Annotated in this window: 20 protein-coding genes; 10 read left to right on the top strand and 10 right to left on the bottom strand. The window is 71.4% G+C overall.

The window, feature by feature from the left end; translation table 11 throughout:
• Positions 1-153: 153 nt before the first annotated feature.
• A complete protein-coding gene (locus tag ACFOSY_RS33355) occupies positions 154-1,023 on the top strand; it encodes a hypothetical protein (RefSeq protein ID WP_394314243.1) in 870 nt (289 codons plus the stop codon).
• A 64-nt stretch (positions 1,024-1,087) separates the two neighbouring features.
• Here the strand turns inward: ACFOSY_RS33355 and ACFOSY_RS33350 are convergent, their stop codons facing one another.
• Together ACFOSY_RS33350 and thiC are read right to left on the bottom strand one after the other, a co-directional pair.
• A complete protein-coding gene (locus ACFOSY_RS33350) occupies positions 1,088-2,458 on the bottom strand; it encodes a VWA domain-containing protein (protein WP_394314241.1) in 1,371 nt (456 codons plus the stop codon).
• Positions 2,459-2,618: 160 nt separating this feature from the next.
• Positions 2,619-4,415: a phosphomethylpyrimidine synthase ThiC gene (gene thiC / locus ACFOSY_RS33345; RefSeq protein ID WP_394314240.1), complete on the bottom strand. Its 1,797-nt coding sequence runs from the start codon at positions 4,413-4,415 to the stop codon at positions 2,619-2,621.
• 254 nt (positions 4,416-4,669) lie between these two features.
• Here thiC and ACFOSY_RS33340 point away from each other — a divergent pair, with 254 nt between their 5' ends.
• On the top strand, positions 4,670-6,202 hold the full coding sequence (locus tag ACFOSY_RS33340) for a YibE/F family protein (RefSeq protein WP_394314237.1): 1,533 nt from the start codon (positions 4,670-4,672) through the stop codon (positions 6,200-6,202).
• A gap of 84 nt (positions 6,203-6,286) precedes the next feature.
• Here the strand turns inward: ACFOSY_RS33340 and ACFOSY_RS33335 are convergent, their stop codons facing one another.
• The 4 genes from ACFOSY_RS33335 to ACFOSY_RS33320 form a co-directional block, all read right to left on the bottom strand.
• Positions 6,287-6,721 carry an SsgA family sporulation/cell division regulator gene (locus tag ACFOSY_RS33335; RefSeq protein ID WP_019525340.1) on the bottom strand — a complete coding sequence of 145 codons (435 nt, stop codon included), beginning with the start codon at positions 6,719-6,721 and terminating at the stop codon, positions 6,287-6,289.
• A 98-nt stretch (positions 6,722-6,819) separates the two neighbouring features.
• On the bottom strand, positions 6,820-7,644 hold the full coding sequence (locus tag ACFOSY_RS33330) for an IclR family transcriptional regulator (protein WP_394314235.1): 825 nt from the start codon (positions 7,642-7,644) through the stop codon (positions 6,820-6,822).
• A gap of 194 nt (positions 7,645-7,838) precedes the next feature.
• Positions 7,839-8,048 carry a DUF5326 family protein gene (locus tag ACFOSY_RS33325; RefSeq protein ID WP_019525342.1) on the bottom strand — a complete coding sequence of 70 codons (210 nt, stop codon included), beginning with the start codon at positions 8,046-8,048 and terminating at the stop codon, positions 7,839-7,841.
• 148 nt (positions 8,049-8,196) lie between these two features.
• The gene (locus tag ACFOSY_RS33320; RefSeq protein ID WP_394314232.1) at positions 8,197-8,514 is read right to left on the bottom strand and encodes a cupin domain-containing protein; all 318 of its coding nucleotides are present in this window, start codon (positions 8,512-8,514) and stop codon (positions 8,197-8,199) included.
• Positions 8,515-8,571: 57 nt separating this feature from the next.
• On the opposite strand from ACFOSY_RS33320, the gene ACFOSY_RS33315 reads away from it, so the two are divergent.
• From ACFOSY_RS33315 to ACFOSY_RS33290, 6 genes are all read left to right on the top strand, one after another.
• Positions 8,572-8,949 carry a phage holin family protein gene (locus tag ACFOSY_RS33315; RefSeq protein WP_024886231.1) on the top strand — a complete coding sequence of 126 codons (378 nt, stop codon included), beginning with the start codon at positions 8,572-8,574 and terminating at the stop codon, positions 8,947-8,949.
• Between the two features lie 5 nt (positions 8,950-8,954).
• The gene (locus ACFOSY_RS33310; protein ID WP_394314230.1) at positions 8,955-9,446 is read left to right on the top strand and encodes a low molecular weight protein-tyrosine-phosphatase; all 492 of its coding nucleotides are present in this window, start codon (positions 8,955-8,957) and stop codon (positions 9,444-9,446) included.
• Positions 9,443-10,594, top strand: coding sequence for a cystathionine gamma-lyase (locus ACFOSY_RS33305; protein WP_394314228.1), 1,152 nt, complete (start codon positions 9,443-9,445; stop codon positions 10,592-10,594). Before ACFOSY_RS33310 ends, ACFOSY_RS33305 begins: the two co-directional genes overlap by 4 nt.
• 215 nt (positions 10,595-10,809) lie before the next feature.
• Positions 10,810-11,715 (top strand): LysR substrate-binding domain-containing protein, encoded by a 906-nt coding sequence (locus ACFOSY_RS33300; protein ID WP_394314226.1) that lies wholly within the window; start codon positions 10,810-10,812, stop codon positions 11,713-11,715.
• A gap of 90 nt (positions 11,716-11,805) precedes the next feature.
• Positions 11,806-12,288, top strand: a complete 483-nt coding sequence (locus ACFOSY_RS33295; protein ID WP_394314224.1) for an NUDIX domain-containing protein — start codon at positions 11,806-11,808, stop codon at positions 12,286-12,288.
• Between the two features lie 88 nt (positions 12,289-12,376).
• Entirely contained in the window at positions 12,377-13,240 is an 864-nt protein-coding gene (locus tag ACFOSY_RS33290; RefSeq protein ID WP_394314222.1) for a GNAT family N-acetyltransferase, read from the top strand.
• 110 nt (positions 13,241-13,350) lie between these two features.
• Here ACFOSY_RS33290 and ACFOSY_RS33285 read toward each other — a convergent pair whose 3' ends face one another.
• Positions 13,351-13,770, bottom strand: coding sequence for a GlcG/HbpS family heme-binding protein (locus tag ACFOSY_RS33285; RefSeq protein WP_394314219.1), 420 nt, complete (start codon positions 13,768-13,770; stop codon positions 13,351-13,353).
• 101 nt (positions 13,771-13,871) lie between these two features.
• The gene (locus ACFOSY_RS33280; protein ID WP_394314217.1) at positions 13,872-15,080 is read right to left on the bottom strand and encodes an MFS transporter; all 1,209 of its coding nucleotides are present in this window, start codon (positions 15,078-15,080) and stop codon (positions 13,872-13,874) included.
• Positions 15,081-15,226: 146 nt separating this feature from the next.
• Between ACFOSY_RS33280 and ACFOSY_RS33275 the strand changes: the two genes are divergently transcribed.
• Entirely contained in the window at positions 15,227-15,691 is a 465-nt protein-coding gene (locus tag ACFOSY_RS33275) for a MarR family winged helix-turn-helix transcriptional regulator (protein WP_394314215.1), read from the top strand.
• 9 nt (positions 15,692-15,700) lie between these two features.
• Positions 15,701-16,153 carry a GNAT family N-acetyltransferase gene (locus ACFOSY_RS33270; protein WP_394314212.1) on the top strand — a complete coding sequence of 151 codons (453 nt, stop codon included), beginning with the start codon at positions 15,701-15,703 and terminating at the stop codon, positions 16,151-16,153.
• A gap of 56 nt (positions 16,154-16,209) precedes the next feature.
• Here ACFOSY_RS33270 and ACFOSY_RS33265 read toward each other — a convergent pair whose 3' ends face one another.
• Positions 16,210-17,595, bottom strand: a complete 1,386-nt coding sequence (locus ACFOSY_RS33265; RefSeq protein WP_394314210.1) for a serine hydrolase domain-containing protein — start codon at positions 17,593-17,595, stop codon at positions 16,210-16,212.
• Between the two features lie 132 nt (positions 17,596-17,727).
• The gene (gene dnaB, locus ACFOSY_RS33260) at positions 17,728-19,206 is read right to left on the bottom strand and encodes a replicative DNA helicase (protein WP_006134047.1); all 1,479 of its coding nucleotides are present in this window, start codon (positions 19,204-19,206) and stop codon (positions 17,728-17,730) included.
• Between the last annotated feature and the right edge of the window lie 182 nt (positions 19,207-19,388).

Below are 19,388 nucleotides of genomic sequence, written 5' to 3'. Positions count from 1 at the left end.
CGACCGCATCCCGGGGACGGCAATTTCCGCAGACCCCCTGTCACCGCGCGCCGTCACCGCTCTACCATCGGCTTATCCGTAGCAGGCTCCCCTCCGTTTCTGCCCGACGGCTCGTCAGCATGCCGAGCCCCAAGCCCTACGGAGCATCGGGGGATGCACATGAACAGCGTTCCGCAGCACCTGCTGAGCGAGGACCGCCAGGACTACGAGCGGATTCTCGATGAGGCGCTGCGCTCCGCACCACACAACCCGGAGCTGGCCGCTGTGGGACAGCGGCTCAACTCGGAGCAACTGCGCACGATGGCGCTGAACGCCACCGCGCTCATCAGCGCGGCCGCCGCGACCGAGTACCAGCACTACGTGAAGGTCCGCGAAGAGGCACGCAGGCCGCCCACGGTCACCCCGGCCGTGCGCGACGCGGGCAGCGGCGAGCCGGGCTCCACCGGCGCGGCGGGGTTCGCCGCGTCGATGGGCGAGATGGCCGAGGCCGCCGGAGCGGGGGTGGCGGCCGTCGTCGCCGTCCTGGCGCCGGTCCTGGCCGGCACCGCCGCCGCGATCTTCCTGCTCGTCGGCTTCGTCCTGCGGACGCTCGACTCGAAGAACGAGTTCGCCCGCACCATGCTGACCACCGGCTGGGTGTTCGGCGCGGTCACGGCCGTCGCCATCCTCGTCGCCGGGGCGGGCCTGCTGCTCACCGCGCTGCGCAACAAGCCCTCGGCGCTCGGCGGGACGTACCGGGAACTCGACGAGGAGGTGGCCCAGGCCAGGGACGCCTGGCTCGAGGCCCTGCTGGAACGGGGCATCGTGCCGTTCCTGCGGGACGCGCTCCAGGGCGCGGCGGGCGCCACGGCACTCCAGCACACGGTGCCGCCCACGCCGACCAGCCGCATCCCGCACCTGGGGTACGACCGGCCGGGGTTCTCCAGCCCCGAGGACGGGGTGCACCGGGGCACCCGCCCCAGCTACTCCAGCCCGGACTACTCGAGCCCCGACTTCGGAGGACCGGAACACCAGCCGGAGTAGCGGTCACGGCAGCGCGACGGGGACACACGCCGGACGGCCGGCGTGCGTCCCGGGGGCCGGGGCGTCAGAGGATGCCCGCCCCGCGCGCCGCCCTGATCCACTGCGGGAACTCGGACAGCAGCCGGTCGTACAGCTCCGCGTCCGGGACCGTGCTGATGTCGTCGACGGAGAAGAAGCCGACGTTGTCGACGCGCCGCCCGGGCAGCGTGTCGAACCGCTCCAGCACGCCGTAATTGGCGTGCCCGAGCCCCACGAACTGCCAGAACACGGGCTCCTCGACGGCCTCGCGCAGCTGCGCCTCGATCTCGGCGTTGCGGTAGACGCCGCCGTCGGAGAAGAACAGCACGAGCGTGGGGGCGGACGTCGGGTGCTCCCGCACGTACGCGCGTACCTCCGCGATGACCTTCTGCTCCTCGTTCTGGATGCCGACGTCGCGCATGTCGACCTGGCTCGGATCGAGGCCCTTCTTGCGCTTGCGCCGGAACAGGGAGATCTCCCCCACGCGGACGTGCAGCCGCAGCCACTCGGGAAGCTCGCCGAGTCGCACGTCCGGCAGCCTGGCCGGGTTGGAGGCGAACGTCCAGGCCTGCATCTCCCCGTCGTCGTCCAGCTGGGCGGCGACCGCCGCCATCCGCTCGACGACGTCGGCCACGACGCCCTTGGAGTACAGGAAGGACATGGACCCGGAGGCGTCCAGGACGAGGATCACGCGCGCGGTGACCTCGGCGGCCCCGTGCTTGCGCAGACTGACCGCGACCTGCTCCTTGCGCAGGGAGAGCCGCTTGCGCATGTCGACGGGCAGTTGTTCCTCGCCCTTGGTGAAGCGGGTGGAGCCTGACGGGCGCGGTGCCGGGGCGGGCGGTGGAGGCGGCAGGGGCGCGGCGACGAGGGGCGTCTGGGCGGGGTCGTCGACGGTGATGCCGAAATCGGTGGCGAGTCCGGCCAGGCCGGAGGCGTATCCCTGCCCGACCGCGCGGAACTTCCACGCGCCCTGCCGCCGGTACAGCTCGCCGCCGATGAAGGCGGTCTCGGACCCGGCCGCCATGTCGAAGCGGGCGAGTTCGATGCCCGAGCCGGCGTCCAGCAGCCGCAGCACCAGCCCGGGCGCCTGGCCGAAGGTCCCGCCGTCGGCCGACGCCCCGAGCACGATCCGCTCGACGGCCGGCTCCACGGAACGCAGGTCCACCTCGACCGTGTCGGTGGCGGCCCCGTCGGCGTGCCGCTTGCCCAGGTGCCGCACGGCCCCGGAGGCATGGCGCGGCTGGTTGTAGAAGACGAAGTCCCCGTCGTCGCGCACCCGCCCCACCAACGTGAGCAGCAGGGCCGACGCGTCGATGTCGGGCACACCGGGCCCCGCCGACCAGGCGAGCTCGGCCCGCACCACGGGCGCCTCGACGGGAAGATTGGACCCCTTGCTCATCGCCCACGCAGCCATGGCCCCAGTCTGCCCACCCTCACCCGAAAGCACGAGATGACCCACGGCGCGCCCTCGCCCGGACACCGCGCGCCCCGCGTCCGGCCGGCGCCCGGTGGCACGCGACCGCTCCGGATGCGGTGACGACGGCCGCCGGGGCCGCCGCCACCGCATCCCCTCGTCAGTCCGCGATCGGCAGATAGACGCGGTTGCCCGCCGCCGCGAACTCGCGGGACTTCTGGGCCATGCCCTCCTCGATCTCCGTGCGGTTCCCGCCGTGTTCACGGCGGATGTCCTGGGAGATCTTCATCGAGCAGAACTTCGGGCCGCACATGGAGCAGAAGTGGGCCGTCTTCGCCGGCTCCGCCGGGAGGGTCTCGTCGTGGAACGCACGGGCCGTGTCCGGGTCGAGGGCCAGGTTGAACTGGTCCTCCCACCGGAACTCGAAGCGCGCGTCGGACAGCGCGTCGTCCCACTCCTGGGCGCCCGGGTGCCCCTTGGCGAGGTCGGCCGCGTGAGCCGCGATCTTGTAGGTGATCACGCCGGTCTTCACGTCGTCCCGGTTGGGCAGCCCCAGGTGCTCCTTCGGCGTGACGTAGCAGAGCATGGCCGTGCCCCACCAGGCGATCATCGCGGCGCCGATGCCCGACGTGATGTGGTCGTACGCGGGCGCGACATCCGTCGTGAGCGGGCCGAGCGTGTAGAACGGCGCCTCCTCGCAGATCTCCTGCTGGAGGTCGATGTTCTCCTTGATCTTGTGCATCGGGACATGCCCCGGGCCCTCGATCATGGTCTGCACGTCGTGCCGCTTGGCGATCCGGTTGAGTTCGCCCAGCGTGCGCAGCTCCGCGAACTGCGCCTCGTCGTTGGCGTCCGCGATGGATCCCGGCCGCAGACCGTCCCCGAGCGAGTACGTGACGTCGTACGCGGCGAGGATCTCGCACAACTCCTCGAAGTGCTCGTACAGGAACGACTCCTTGTGGTGCGCCAGGCACCACGCCGCCATGATCGAGCCACCGCGCGAGACGATGCCGGTCTTACGGTTCGCGGTGAGCGGCACGTGGGCGAGCCGGACGCCCGCGTGGACCGTCATGTAGTCCACGCCCTGCTCGGCCTGCTCGACGACCGTGTCCTTGTAGATCTCCCAGGTCAGCTCCTCGGCCTTGCCGTCGACCTTCTCCAGCGCCTGGTAGAGCGGCACGGTGCCGATGGGGACGGGAGAGTTGCGCAGCACCCACTCGCGCGTGGTGTGGATGTTGCGGCCGGTGGAGAGGTCCATGACCGTGTCGGCGCCCCAGCGGGTCGCCCAGGTCATCTTCTCCACCTCCTCCTCGATGGAGGACGTGACCGCCGAGTTGCCGATGTTGGCGTTGACCTTCACCAGGAACCGCTTGCCGATGATCATCGGCTCGCTCTCCGGGTGGTTCACGTTGGCGGGCAGCACCGCGCGGCCCGCCGCGATCTCCTCGCGGACCACCTCGGGGGACACGTTCTCCCGGATCGCCACGAACTCCATCTCGGGCGTGATCTCGCCCCGGCGTGCGTACGCGAGCTGCGTGACGGCCATTCCTGCGCGGCCCCGGCGCGGCAGCCGAGGCCGGCCGGGGAAGACCGCGTCGAGGTTGCGCAGTCCCCCGCGGGGTGAGGTGTGCTTGATCCCGTCGTCCTCGGGCCGGACGGGACGGCCCGCGTACTCCTCGGTGTCGCCGCGGGCGACGATCCAGTTCTCGCGCAGTGGGGCCAGTCCCCGGCGGACGTCGGTGTCGACGAGCGGATCGGTGTACGGGCCCGAGGTGTCGTACAGGGTGACCGACTGCCCGTTGGTGAGATGCACCTGACGGACCGGCACCCGCAGGTCGGGGCGGCTGCCCTCGACGTACGCCTTGTGCCAGCCGATGGGCTTCCCGGCCTCCGTGGCCTCCGACGTCTCCGTCGGGTTCTGCGTGGAGGCAGGCGTGCGTGCGTCCTTGTTGGTCATGAGACCTACTCCCTACGCCGGCATTACCCGGTAACAGGTTCGGCGGTCGACGCAGCGGTTTCCGTCTGCCGACGTCCCGTGTGAAACATCACCCGCTGTCGGTGATGTTTCACGTGGAACATCGCAGGGACGGAGGTCAGCGCCCTCTCAGCCCGGTGCTCCGAGCTCCCGCGTGTACAAAAGGTGCCTCCACGCTAGCGTCCTTTCTGGCGCGGTGAACAGAGGGCACCCTTCCTTCTTGCGATGATCGGTCGGTGACCTCCAACTCTCCGCCTCCGTTCCCGCCGTCCGAGCCCCCGCACGGCGCAGGCGCCCAGCCCGGGCACGGCCCCGGGCAGCGGCACGGGCACGGTCCCGGACAGGGACGCACAGGCGCGCACGAACACACCGGCTCGCACCGGCTGCTGAACGCCCCCGGCGCAACAGGCGGGCAGGCGCACGGGCACAGCCACGGACACAGCCACAGTCATGGCCCGGCCGCCCCCGTCTCGCGCCATCTGCGCAAGGTCATCGCCGCGGTCCTCATCCCCTTCACCGCGGCGGTCCTCATCGGGCTGGCCGTGCTGTGGCCGGGCGGCGCCCCCGCCCACGAGCGCACCGGCGTCGGCTTCGACCGCCAGACACAGCAGGCCACGGTCACCAAGGTGGTCGCGGTGAACTGCGCCTCCGCCAATCCTTCAGCCGGCGTCCCGACCGGTGACACCTCCACCGCCGAGGGCTCCTCCGCGCAGCAGCAGGCGAACGGCACCTGCAAGAAGGCGACGATCCGGGTCGACACCGGCAAGGACAAGGGCCGGACGTTCACCGAGATCGTGCAGCCGGACCAGTCCCGGCAGTTGAGCGAGGGCCAGGGTGTCGTGGTCGCCTACGAGCCCTCCGCTCCGGCCGACCTCCAGTACTCGGTCGCCGACGTGAACCGCCGGTTCCCTCTGGCGCTGCTGGCCGGGGTCTTCGCGCTCGCCGTGGTGGCCGTGGGGCGGCTGAGGGGCGTCATGGCACTGGTCGCGCTGGCGATCAGCTTCCTGGTGCTCAACTTCTTCATCCTGCCGGCGATCCTTCAGGGCTCGAACCCGCTGGTCGTCGCGGTGGTGGGAGCGAGCCTGATCATGCTGGTCGCCCTGTACCTCTGTCACGGGCTGTCGGCCCGCACCTCCGTGGCGGTACTGGGCACCCTGGTCTCACTGTCCCTGATCGGCGTCCTGGGCTCAATGTTCATCGGCTGGTCGGCCCTCACCGGCAACACCGACGACAACACGGGCCTGATCCACGGTCTCTATCCGGACATCGACATGAGCGGCCTGCTGCTCGCGGGCGTCATCATCGGCTCGCTCGGCGTCCTCGACGACGTGACCGTCACGCAGACGTCCGCCGTGTGGGAACTGCACGAGGCCAACCCGGCGATGGGGCGCCGCGCGCTGTACCGCGCGGGCATCCGCATCGGCCGCGACCACATCGCGTCCGTGGTCAACACCCTCGTCCTCGCCTACGCGGGCGCCGCGCTGCCGCTGCTGCTGCTGTTCTCGGTCGCCCAGAGCGGCGTGGGCACGGTCGCCAACAGCGAGCTGGTCGCGGAGGAGATCGTGCGCACGCTGATCGGCTCGATCGGCCTGGTGGCGTCGGTGCCGGTGACCACGGCCCTGGCGACGCTGGTCGTCTCGGCCGACCGCCCGGCGGACCGTGCCCCGGTGCCCGGGCAGACAGCGGCACGTGAACAGACGGCCGGTGGCTCGCCGGAGCCCCGGCCGGCCATGACACGGGGCGGACGGGGACGGCGCCGCAAACCCTGACGCGTCCCGTCCCCACGAAGAGCCCGAGGAGTTGGGGGCGCGCTGAAGCGTTACGCCATCGGCCCACCCGATCGGCGCAACGCGTCAGCCGGCGCTCTGCTCGGCGAGGATGCGGTCCAGCGCGTCGTCGAGGTGGGCGTCGAAGTCGGCGAGCGCCCCTTCCTGTCCCAGCGGCACCAGCTTGTCGGTGCGATCGAGGAAGGCCACGAGCGGGGCGGTCGACGAGCGGAACAGCGCTTGGTCGCTGCCCACCTGAAGCCGGATCAGCACCTCGCCCAGGGTGTCGGGGTCGACCGGCGCGACCCGCACATCCCCCTCACCGCACGGCCTGCCCACGCCGTCGACCAGCAACTCCCTGCCGAACGCCCACGTCACCGGGGCGTCTCCGGGCAAGTGGAAGGTCAGCCGCACCGCGTAGGGATCGCAGGTGTCATAACGCAGCTCCACCGGAATGCGGAAGGAAAGCTCTTCCGACACGAGAAAGCTCATCATGACCTCTGCCTGTACGGATTCGCGCATCGCCTACCCCGTCATTCGCCGCGGACTGGCCGGGCATGGACCCTGACACTAGAGGGAATCTTGCTGAACGTACACAGCAGATCACAAGGAGTGAGTTTTCAGATACTGATAGACAGCGCGAGCGAGCCGAGCAGGCAGCGCATTTCGGCCTGGAGCCGCTGGACCGTCGGAAGGAGCCGGTCGGCCTGGTGCACGGGCAGCGAGACGGCCACCGTGGCCGCCGTGGCGCCGACCCTGAGGGGGATCGCGGCGCACACCGTCCCCAGCGCGTACTCCTGACGCTCGATCGCCAGGTCGGTCTCGCGGGCCCGCTCCAGGCGCCGCAGCAGACTCGTGGCGTCGCGCACCGTGTACGGGGTGACCGGCCGCACCGGGTACCGGTCGAGGTGGTCCTGCCGGGCCGCGTCGTCCAGTTGCGCGAGCAGACACTGGCCGACGGCGTGGGCATGCGCGGTCTCCCGGAAGTCGGCCCACTCCTCGACGGCCGGGTTGGCCGGGGTGTCGGCGACGCCGATCAGACCGATCTCGCCGTCGCTGTACACCGCGTAGTAGACGGGGACGCCCACCGCGTCCCGCCAGCGGGCGAGGGTGTCGGCGACCGTGCTGCGACGTTTCTGCTGGGCTCCGCTGCCGCTGAGCCGCTCGGCCGCCTCCCCGAGGAAGAACAGTCCGCGGTCACGGCGCAGGTAACCCTCGTGCACCAGGGTGCGCAGCAGGTGGTACGCCGTGGGCAGCGCCAGCCCGGTCTCCCGGGCGAGCTGTTTGGCCGGGGCGCCCTGCTCGTGGGCGGCGACGGTCTCCAGCAGGCGCATGGCGCGCTGGACCGAGCCGATGAGGGTCGCGCCGGTGGGAGGGGCGGGCCGCGCCGGCGAACGGGGCTGCGAGGGGACCGCGGTCCGAGGGGCGGTGCCAGTCGTGGCCAAGGGTCACTCCCGTAACGCGAGGGGGCAGCCCGTGCGGGGAACACGGGTGGTGGGACGCCGCTCGCGGGGACCGGCCCCGCGTCGAGTTCCGGACTCTAACCGGACGTCAGCGCACGCAGGAGGCCCTGCGCGGAAACTTCCCCCACCCGAGGGAACCGGCGCTTCCTGTTACCGCCCCGCCGGTTCCCGTCCGCTCACCAGTCGCGCGACGAGGAGCTCGCCGTGAACTTGCGCACCACGTAGATCAGTCCGCCGACCAGGGCGACGAAGACCAGCGCCTTGAAGAGCAGGCCGATGACGAAGCCGACCACGCTCGCGATCAGGCCGCCGAACACCACCAGGGCGATGACCGGCACCGCGATCCACTTCACCCACCACGGCAGTCCCGTGAAGATCTCTCGCATGGCCTTGTCCTTACCTCTCCGCCCGCTGCCTGCCGGGTCCTGTCGATGATGTCCTGCACCCGATGCTAGGGCGGCCGGGGTTCCGGCGGGGGCCTCGGATCCCTTGTCGTCCCCTGACCCGACCCTGAGGGAACCCCGAGGCCGGGCCTCAGCTCTCCGGGGGAGAGAACACCACGAGGATCCGCAGGTCCTCGCTGATGTGGTGGAACTTGTGCGGCACCCCGGCCGGCACGTACACGACGCTGCCGCGCGCCACCTGTGTGGTCTCCGTGCCCACGGTGATCGAGGCGCGGCCGCTGGCCACGAAGTACACCTCGTCCTGGCCGTGCGGCTGCTGCGGGTCCTGCGCGCCGGCGTCCAGGGCGTACAGGCCGACCGACATGTTCCGTTCCCGCAGGAACTGGAGGTATGCCCCGTCGTTCGCCGCTCGTTCCGCCTCGAGTTCGTCCAGCCTGAATGCCTTCACGGGTCCCGCCCCTGCTCCTACTGCCCGATCACGATGCTGTCTGTCACGATCAGACACATGAAGAATTTCCTAGTCAAGACGATCGCCAACGCGGGAGCCCTCGCGGTCGCGGTCTGGCTGCTCGACAAGATCACGCTGACCGGGGACAGCACCGGCAAGGAGATAGGCACCCTGCTCCTGGTCGCGCTGATCTTCGGCGTGGTGAACTTCCTGGTCAAGCCGGTGGTCAAGCTGCTGAGCCTGCCGCTGCTCATCCTGACCCTGGGCCTGTTCACCCTGGTGGTGAACGCCCTGATGCTGCTGCTCACCTCCTGGCTCGCCGACCAGCTCGACCTGAGCTTCCACGTGGAGGGCTTCTGGACGGCCGTCCTGGGCGGTCTGATCATCTCCGTGGTCTCCTGGGCCCTGAACGTCGTCCTGCCCGACGGGGACTGACCACCGTGACCTACCGCGTCTGCTTCGTCTGCACCGGCAACATCTGCCGCTCCCCGATGGCCGAGTTCGTCTTCCGCGCGCGCGTGGCCGAGGCCGGTCTGACGGATCAGGTCGAGGTCGACAGCGCCGGCACCGGCGGCTGGCACGAGGGCGAGGGCGCGGGCCCCCGCACCGTCGCCGTGCTGCGGGAGAACGGCTACGACGCCGAGCACACGGCCCGGCAGTTCGACCCGTCCTGGTTCGGCCGTCTCGATCTCGTCGTCGCCCTGGACGCCGGTCACCTCAGGGCGCTGCGCCGCCTGGCCCCCACGGAGCGGGACGCGGAGAAGGTGCGGCTGCTGCGGTCCTACGACCCGGCCGCCGGCGAGGACCTCGACGTGCCCGACCCGTACTACGGGGGTCCCGAGGGTTTCGACGCGTGTCTTGAGATGGTGGAGGCGGCGAGCCGTGGGCTGCTCGCCGCGGTACGCGAGCACGTGAAAGGACGGGCGGCATGAGCGACACGACGAGAGGCACCGCCGACGGGCCGGGCGACGGCACCCGTGCGGTGCGGGCCGGGCTGCCCGAGCCGGTGAAGCACGAGCCGACGCTGCCCGGGCCGGTGTTCGCGGCCCATTTCCATCTGCCCGGGGACCCGACCGGTCCGTACACGTACGGGCGGGACGAGAACCCGACGTGGACCCTGCTGGAGCGGGCCGTCGGTGAGCTGGAGGCGCCGGGGCGGGACGACGTCGAGACGCTGGTGTTCGCCTCCGGCATGGCCGCGATCTCCGCGGTGCTGTTCTCCCAGCTGCGCGCGGGGGACGCGGTCGTCCTGCCCGACGACGGCTACCAGGCGCTGCCGCTGGCGCGGGCCCAGCTGGAGGCGTACGGCATCGAGGTGCGCACCGCGCCGACCGGCGGCGACGCCCAGCTGGAGGTGCTGGACGGCGCGAGGCTGCTGTGGATCGAGACGCCCTCGAACCCCGGTCTCGACGTGTGCGACGTGCGGCGGCTCGCCGACGCGGCCCACGCGCAAGGGGCCCTGGTCGCCGTCGACAACACCCTGGCGACGCCGCTGGGCCAGCGCCCGCTGGAGCTCGGCGCGGACTTCGCGGTGGCCAGCGGCACCAAGCAGCTGACCGGTCACGGCGACGTGCTCCTCGGATACGTCGCCGGCCGCGACACCGAGGCGATGGCCGCGGTCCGGCGCTGGCGCAAGATCGTCGGCGCCATCCCGGGACCGATGGAGGCGTGGCTCGCGCACCGGTCGATCGCCACGCTGCACCTGCGCGTGGAGCGGCAGAACGCCACCGCGCTGCGGCTCGCCGAGGCTCTGCGGGAGCGGCCGGAGGTCACGGGCCTGCGGTATCCGGGGCTCCTCGACGACCCGTCGCACAAGATCGCGTCGCAGCAGATGCGCCGCTACGGGTGCGTGGTGTCGTTCACGCTGCCGTCCCGCGACCGGGCGGACCGTTTTCTCGACGCCCTGCGGCTCGTGGACGACGCGACGAGCTTCGGCGGTGTGCGGTCCACGGCGGAGCGGCGCGGCCGCTGGGGCGGGGACGCGGTGCCGGAGGGCTTCGTCCGCTTCTCCGTGGGCGCCGAGGACCCGGAGGACCTGATCGCGGACGTGCTGCGGGCACTGGACGTGACAGCGGGCTGACCCGGGACATCCGACGGACGACGCCCCCTGCGGACGGTCCGAGCCTCCCCCCTCGTGGCTCGGACCGTCCTCGGTTCTGCGCGCGAAGAACCGCGCGACTTAGGCTAGTTGACTCAGTGTCAGTGTCCAATCACAGTAACGACAGCGACCTATCGACATATTTATAGTTGGCCCCGTCCGGTGTGCGGCGGGCCGGCGAGGGAGGGGTGCGTGTCGTGGATCTGGCCTTGCTGCGGACCTTCGTGACCGTGCACCGGGCCGGTTCCTTCACGCGCGCGGCCGCTCTGCTGGGCCTTTCGCAGCCGGCCGTCACCTCGCAGATCCGGACCCTGGAGCGGCAGGTGGGACGGCCCCTGTTCCTGCGGCAGGCACGCGGGGTGACACCGACGACGATCGGCGACGAGCTCGCCCACAAGGCGGCGCCCCACCTGGACGCGCTGGTGGAGATAGCCGAGTCCGGGCTGGAGGAGGACTCCTCCTTACGCACCCTGCATCTCGCCGGGCCTCCCGAGTTCACCGCCGAGCGGGCGCTGCCCGCGCTCACGGAGCTGACCGGCGAGGACGGCCGGGGCTTCGCGCTGCGCGCGTCCTTCGGCACCGCCGACGAGGTCCTCGAAGGGCTCGCCGCCGGCCATCACGACCTGGCCATCAGCACCGTCCGGCCGCGCGGCGCGCTGCTCACGGCGACCGCGCTCTGCGACGAGGAGCACGTCCTGGTCGCCGCCCCGCACTGGGCGGAGCGGGTCGGTGCCGGGGCGCTCCGCCGGACCGGCCCGGCCGCCCTGGAGCGGGTCCCGGTCGTGGAGGTGCACGAGTCGCTTCCCTTCGTCGCCCGCTACTGGGCCTCCGTGTTCGACTCCCGTCCGGTCTGCCCCGGCACGGTGATCGTCCCCGACCTGCGGGCCGTGCTGGCGTGTGCCGCGGCAGGGGCGGGCCTCGCCGTGCTGCCGCGCTATCTGTGCGCGGGCGCACTGGAGCGCGGCGAGGTGATGGCCCTGCACGAGCCGGCGGTGCCTCCGCTGCGTACCTACTTCCTGGCCGTCCGCACCGGCACGCCGGCGATGCCGCACATCGCACGGGCCCACGAGTGGCTGGAGCGGGCGGCCGCCGACTGGGGCTGACGGAGGGCGCACACCGCCCGGTGTGCCAGCGGCCGGAACAAGGGCGTCCGGCGATGTTTCACGTGGAACCAGCTGGGCCACATTCCCCCCATGACCGTCCGACCCGTGGTCAAGCGCACCGCCCGAGCCGTTCTGCTGGACCGCGATCATCTGATCCTGATCAAGCGCACCAAGCCCGGCGTGGACCCCTACTGGGTCACCCCCGGCGGCGGGGTCGAGCCGGAGGACCCGACCGTCGTCCACGCCCTGCACCGCGAGGTGTACGAGGAACTCGGCGCCAAGATCACCGACGTGGTGCCGTGCTTCGTGGACACCGTGGAGCACATCGGCGAGGACGAGGGCTCCACCGGCGTGAAAGTCCAGCACTTCTTCGTCTGCCGTCTGGAGTCCATGGACCCGTCCCTGCGGCACGGCCCGGAGGTCGAGGAACCCGCGGGCGAGTACGAGATCGTGCGGGTGCCCTTCACCCGGGTCGGCATCGCCTCCGTCCACCTCGTACCGCTGTCCCTGCGCCACTACCTCGACGGCAACATCGAGGGCGTGCGTGCGCTGCACGCCTCCGACCTGGGCTGATCCCGGCCTGGACGGGATGGCCAAAAGCACGTACGCATCTGCGGAAACAGGTGGACGGCGACCGCTCCGGTCGGACAGCCTGACCTGCGTGCCGACACCTTCTCTCGACTCCCTGCCCATCCGCCGTCTGACGCTCCGCGATCTCACCGCTTGCGCCGACCTGTCCGAGGACCGGGGGTGGCCCCGGGAGGAGCACAAGTGGGGTCTCCTTCTCGCGGCCGGACGCGGCCACGGCGTCGACGCCCCCGACGGCGGTCTGGCGGCCGCCTGCGTCGTCACCGAGTACGGGCCCCGCGAGCGGCCCTCCCTGGCGGCCGTGGGCATGGTGCTCGTCGCGGAGCGCCACTCCCGTCAGGGACTCGGACGCCGGCTGATGCGCCACGTCGTCGAGGAGGCGGGCACCACTCCCCTCACCCTGCACGCCACGCCCCTGGGCCGGCCCCTCTACGAGGAGCTCGGTTTCAAGGTCACCGGGCACGCCGAGATGGTGCGGGGCCACTTCGTCCCGTCCGGCCGGCCGGACGTCCTGACCCGCACGGCCACGGCCGACGATCTCCCCGCGATCCTGAGGCTCGACGAGGAGGTGTTCGGCACGGACCGGACCCACATCGTGACGCGCCTGCCGGCCTTCGCGGACCAGCTGCGGGTGGCCGAGGACGACGGACGGATCATCGGCTACGCCGCGGCCTGGCCCAACATGGACACCCATGTCGTGGGGCCGCTGATCGCCCGCGACACCGCGACCGCCCAGGCGCTCATCGCCTCCCTGGCCGCCCACACCAACCGGCCGCTGCGCACGGACATCGACGTCCGGCACCGCGACCTGCTGGGCTGGGTGAAGGAGCACGGCCTGGCGCCGGTCGCTTCCAACGCCGTCATGACGCACGGCATCACGGATCTGCCGGGGGACTGGAACCGGCGGTTCGCCCCGGTGACGGTGGCGGCCGCCTGACGGTGCGCACGGACGGCGACGCCGGTCCCGCGGACTGCGGGACCGGCGTCGCCGTGCGGTCCGCCGTACCGGGTGCGGTGCGCCGCACCCGGTACGGCGCCCGTTCGTCGTCAGGCCAGGGACTCCACGGCGGCGGTGGCGAAGCCGTGGTCCTGCTCCGGGGCGCCGCCGCCGACACCGACGGCGCCGATCAGCCGGCCGTCACGCCGTACGGGCACGCCTCCGGCGATGAAGAGCAGAGGCCGGTCGAGGGCGGTGGGCAGCGTGTGGAAGAGGCCGCCGGGCTGCACGGCGTCCACCAGGTCGGCGGTGGGCGTGTTCAGCTGGAGCGCGGTGTAGGCCTTGCGCGTGCTGGTCTCGCCGGAAATGAGCACGGCCCGGTCGTCCCGGCGGAAGGCGAGCAGGTGCCCGCCGGCGTCGAGGACGGTGACGCTGACGGTGACTCCGGCCCTCTCCGCGGCTTCGACCGCGACGGTGACGAGGGCCTCGGCGTCCGCGGTGGTCAGCGGGGCGACGGCGGTGGTGGTCATGAGGTGATTCTCCTTGCGGTTGGTGCGGTGTCCGTGGTGACGGACGGGAGGGGGATCGGCGGGCGCGGGGACGGCCCTGGCCCCGCGCCCGGAGGCGCGGTTCAGTGCGTGGCGACGGTCGGCCGCTCGGCGGGGACCCCGCCGGCGACCGGGGTGCCGGTCGCGCGCTCGCGGCGCTCGAGCACGGACGAGAGGACGGCGAGCGCCAGGGCGGCCGCGGCGAGGACGGCGCCGACCCAGTTGGGGGCGGTGTAGCCGAACCCGGCGGCGATCACGAGCCCGCCCAGCCAGGCGGACAGCGCGTTGCCCAGGTTGAAGGCGCCGATGTTGAGAGCCGAGGCCAGGGTGGGCGCGCCGTGCGCGTGGTCCAGGACCCGCTTCTGCAGCGGGGGGACGGTGGCGAAGCCGAGGGCGCCGACGAGGGTGATGGTGACGGCCGCGGCGATCTTGTCGTGGGCGGTCAGGGTGAACAGCGCCAGGACGGCGGCGAGGGCCCCGAGGGACACGTACAGCATGGGCATCAGGGCGCGGTCGGCGTACGTGCCGCCGACGAGGTTGCCGCCGACCATGCCGAGACCGAACAGCACCAGCAGCCAGGTGACGGAGCCGTCGGCGAAGCCCGCGACGTGCGTCATCATCGGCGCGATGTAGGTGATCGCCGCGAAGACGCCGCCGAAGCCGAGCACGGTCATCGCCATGGCGAGCAGGACCTGCACGTTCTTCAGCGCGGCCAGCTCGTGGCGCAGCCGCACGCCCTCGGGCTTGGGCATGTCGGGCACCAGCTTGGCGACGCCCAGCAGGCCGACCACGCCGAGCGCGGCGACGATGCCGAAGGTGACGCGCCAGCCGACGGACTGGCCGACCAGGGTGCCGAGCGGCACGCCGACGACGTTGGCGACGGTGAGGCCGGTGAACATCAGGGAGATGGCGCCGGCCCGCTTGTCGGGGGCGACCAGGTCGGCGGCGACCACGGAGCCGATGCCGAAGAAGGCGCCGTGGGCCAGGGAGGCGACCACCCGTCCGGCCAGCATGAGACCGAAGGTCGGGGCCAGCGCCGAGAGCAGGTTCCCGACGACGAAGAGGCCCATCAGCAGCATCAGCATGCGCTTGCGGGAGATCTTGGTGCCGAGCACGGTCATCAGGGGGGCGCCGAACATGACACCCAGGGCGTAGCCGGTCACCAGATAACCGGCCGTGGGGATGGAGACACCGAAGTCGCCCGCGACCTCGGGCAGCAAGCCCATGATCACGAACTCGGTGGTGCCGATCCCGAAGGCCCCGATCGCGAGGGCCAGAAGCGCGAGAGGCATGAGGGCACAGACCTTCCAGAGATTGCTTGCAGGAGCGCTTAGCGAGACCCGACAATAGTTGCATACGCGGGATATTTGCAAGCGCGGGATATTGCGTCCGTGCTCTACCCTGGTTCGCAGACGCTGCTGGACGGAGGAATCGCCCCATGACAGCCACGGATCCCGCGCTCACCGCCCTTGCCCAGGGCTGGTGCGCTCTCTCGCTGCTGCACGGGAGGATCGAGACCCACATCGAGCGCGCCCTGCAGTCCCGGCACGATCTGAGCGTGCGGGAGTACTCCCTGCTCGACGTGTTGAGCCGGCAGCACGCCGGCGAGGGCGGCCATCTGCAGATGAAGCAGGTCGCCGACGCGGTCGTGCTCAGCCAGAGCGCCACCACGCGGCTGGTCACCCGGCTCGAGGACCGCGGCCTGCTGGAGCGGTACCTCTGCCCCACCGACCGGCGCGGCATCTACACCGACGTCACCGAGGCCGGCCTCACGCTGCTGGAGGAGGCGCGGCCCACCAACGACACCGCGCTGAGGGAGGCGCTCGACGAGGCGGCGAAGAATCCCGACCTCGCCCCGCTGGTCCGGGTCGTGGAGACGCTCAAGGCGCCGGTGCCCGCATAGGGTGCGGGCATGGGAGATCTTGAGATACGGCCCGCGACCATCGATGACGTCCCGGCGATCGTCGCCCTCTTGGCGGACGACCCGCTGGGCGCGCAACGCGAGTCGCCGGACGACCTCGCGCCCTACCTCACCGCGATGGAACGGCTTCGCACCGATCCCCACCAGCACGTGGTCGTGGCCGTCCGTGAAGGTCGGGTCGTCGGGACGCTCCAGCTCACGATCATTCCCGGGCTCTCCCGGCGCGGCGCCACACGGTCGGTCGTCGAAGGCGTGCGCATCCACGCGGACGAACGCGGCGGCGGCCTGGGCACGCGGCTGATCGAGTGGGCGATCGACACCTCCCGCCGCGAGGGTTGCCATCTGGTCCAGCTGACCTCGGACAACACCCGCACCGACGCCCATCGCTTCTACGAGCGGCTCGGCTTCACGGCATCCCATGTGGGCTTCAAGATGGCATTGTGACGAAGCGGCTGTGTTTCACGTGAAACACAGCCGCTTGCCTACGGACGACGGGCCGATTACGGGATGCCCCGCCACCCCTTAGCGTCCACGCCACCGGGCACCGGGGCGCCTTCCTCGTACGGCTGCCGGGTGAACACGAACGAGCCGAGGTCGAGGTGGCTGACGGTGCCGTCCGGCCGCCGGACGGGCGTCAGCACTTCCCCGGCGTAGTAGCCCTCAAGCCCCACCCAGCCGCCGTCACCGTCCGGACGGAAGCGTGAACGCCGTCCCTTCCCGGAGAGCGGCTCCAGCGCCAGCAGCCCGTCGGCCGACAGTCGCAGCCCGAAGGCGTACGTCCCCCAGTACCACTGCCCCACCAGATCGAGCACGGCGGAGTCGGCCTTCCGGAGCGGGCGCCAGGGCGCGGGGAGACGCGGTTCCGCCTCGGCGACGATGCGCACCAGGTCCGCGGCGACCGTGAACAGCGCGGGTCCGGACGTGCAGTTGGCGAGGACCACCGCGCTGACGTCGTCCTCGAGACCCATCGTCAGGCAGGCGAGGAACCCCGGGAGCGAGCCGGTGTGCCCGACGTGCGCCCTGCCGTGCTGATGGCGCAACTCCAGGCCCAGGCCGTACGCGTAGCCGTCGGCCACGTCCGCCGCCTCGGCCGGTGCCGCGGGCGTCCGCATCTCCCGAACCGACTCGGCGCTCAGCACGCGCTCGTCTCCCGCGTCCAGGAAGGCCGCGAAGCGGGCCAGGTCGGCGGTGGTGGACCACAGTTGCCCGGCGGGAGCCATCACGCCCAGGTTCTCCAGCGGCTCGGGCTGCATCACGTCGGCCCAGGGGTGTACGGCCCAGCCGCCCGCGTGCGGGGCCACCGGCTCCACCGTCGTGCGGCGCAGCCCCAGCGGTTCGAGCACCTCTCGCCGGAGTACCTCCTCCCACGGTGCCCCGCGCAGCTTCTCGACCAGCGCGCCGAGCAGCGCGTATCCGGGGTTCGAGTAGTGGAAGCGCCGGCCCACCGGGTGCACCAGGGGACGCTCGCCCAGGACGTCGGCGAGTTGGGGGCGCAGGGAGCCGGGGGTCCGCTCCCACCAGGGACCGGGTGTCTCGGCGGCCAGTCCGGCGCGGTGCGCGAGCAGGTCGACGAGGGTCACCTCGCCCACGCCGGTTCCCGGCAGGTGCTTCTCCAGCGGGTCGGCGAGGTCGATCAGCCCTTCGTCCCGGAGCCGCAGTACCAGGACGGCGGTGAAGGTCTTGGTGATCGAGCCGATCCGGTACTGGACGTCGCCGTCCGGGACCTCTCCCTCCACCGAGGTCCGGGCACCGCTCCACACGGTCCTTCCGCCCCGCACGACGGCCGCGACGAGCGACGGCGCCCGCCCTTCGCTCTGCGCGACGGCGATCCGGTGCAGCAGCCCCCGACGGGTGGCGGGCAGCAGTTCTTCCTGATGTGACGTCATGCCACCAGTTCAGCAGGTGCGTCCGGCCGACGCGCCCGGGTGGTGTCAGGGCACCAGGACGACCTTGCCGAGATCGGCACGCGCCTCGATCCGGGCGAACCCTGCGGCGGGGCGTGGAGAGCCCGCGGTCGCTCAGGTCTGCGCCATGTCCACGAAGCGTGAGTAGTGGCCCTGGAAGGCGACCGTGATCGTGGCCGTCGGGCCGTTGCGGTGCTTGGCGACGATCAGGTCGGCCTCGCCCGCGCGCGGGGACTCCTTCTCGTAGGCGTCCTCGCGGTGCAGCAGGATGACCATGTCGGCGTCCTGCTCGATGGAGCCCGACTCACGCAGGTCGGAGACCATCGGCTTCTTGTCCGTGCGCTGCTCGGGACCACGGTTCAGCTGGGACAGGGCGATGACCGGGATCTCCAGCTCCTTGGCGAGCAGCTTGAGGTTACGGGACATGTCCGAGACCTCCTGCTGCCGGCTCTCGGCCCGCTTGGAACCACCGGACTGCATGAGCTGGAGGTAGTCGATGACCACCAGCTTCAGGTCGTTGCGCTGCTTCAGGCGCCGGCACTTGGCGCGGATCTCCATCATCGACAGGTTCGGCGAGTCGTCGATGTAGAGCGGGGCGGCCGAGACGTCCGGCATCCGCCGGGCCAGCCGGGTCCAGTCCTCGTCGGTCATCGTGCCGGACCGCATGTGGTGCAGGGCGACGCGGGCCTCCGCGGACAGCAGACGCATCGCGATCTCGTTGCGGCCCATCTCGAGCGAGAAGATCACGCTGGGCAGATTGTTCTTGATGGACGCGGCCCGCGCGAAGTCCAGCGCGAGCGTCGACTTGCCCATCGCGGGACGCGCCGCGATGACGATCATCTGACCGGGGTGCAGCCCGTTGGTGAGGGAGTCGAAGTCGGTGAACCCGGTGGGCACCCCCGTCATCTCGCCGCTGCGCGACCCGATCGCCTCGATCTCGTCGAGGGCGCCCTCCATGATGTCGCCGAGCGGCAGGTAGTCCTCGCTGGTGCGCTGCTCGGTGACGGCGTAGATCTCCGCCTGGGCGCGGTTGACGATCTCGTCGACGTCGTCGTCGGCCGCGTATCCCATCTGGGTGATGCGGGTGCCCGCCTCGACCAGGCGGCGCAGCACCGCCCGCTCGTGCACGATCTCCGCGTAGTACGCCGCGTTGGCCGCCGTGGGCACCGTCTGCACGAGGGTGTGCAGGTACGACGCCCCGCCCACCTTGTTGATCTCGCCGCGCTTGGTCAGCTCCGCGGCGATCGTGATCGGGTCGGCCGGCTCGCCCTTGGCGTAGACGTCGAGGATGGCGGTGTAGATCGTCTCATGGGCCGGCTTGTAGAAGTCGTGACCCTTGAGGATCTCCACGACATCGGCGATGGCGTCCTTGGACAGCAGCATGCCGCCCAGCACGGACTGCTCCGCCTCGAGGTCCTGGGGCGGGACCCGCTCGAAGGCGGAACCTCCGCCGTCCCACACGCCCCGGTCCGGGCCGCGCTCGTGCTGCTCGTCGCGTCCTCTGCCGTGGTCGCCCGTGCGGCGGGAGGCGGGCAGACGATCACTGGGACCGCTGTCGGCCCACGGGTCGTCCAAGGGCTCGGAAATGCTCACCGAGCCACCTCCTCCCGTCCGCCGGAGCGGATCTCGCCGTGCCTCTCAGTTCTACGGCACGACACTGACAAATAAGGGGGCCCAACTCCGCTTGTCGGACGCCGGTTTTGTGACGTTTCCGAAACCGGTGGACGGAGCAGGCGCCGGACCACCGTAGGCCCGTCGGCACCGTCAGCCAATCT

Source organism: Streptomyces lusitanus, assembly GCF_042647945.1.
GTDB lineage: Bacteria > Actinomycetota > Actinomycetes > Streptomycetales > Streptomycetaceae > Streptomyces > Streptomyces pseudogriseolus.
Note: the sequence above shows the minus strand (reverse complement) of the source record. Positions and strands in the feature narration are given on the sequence as shown.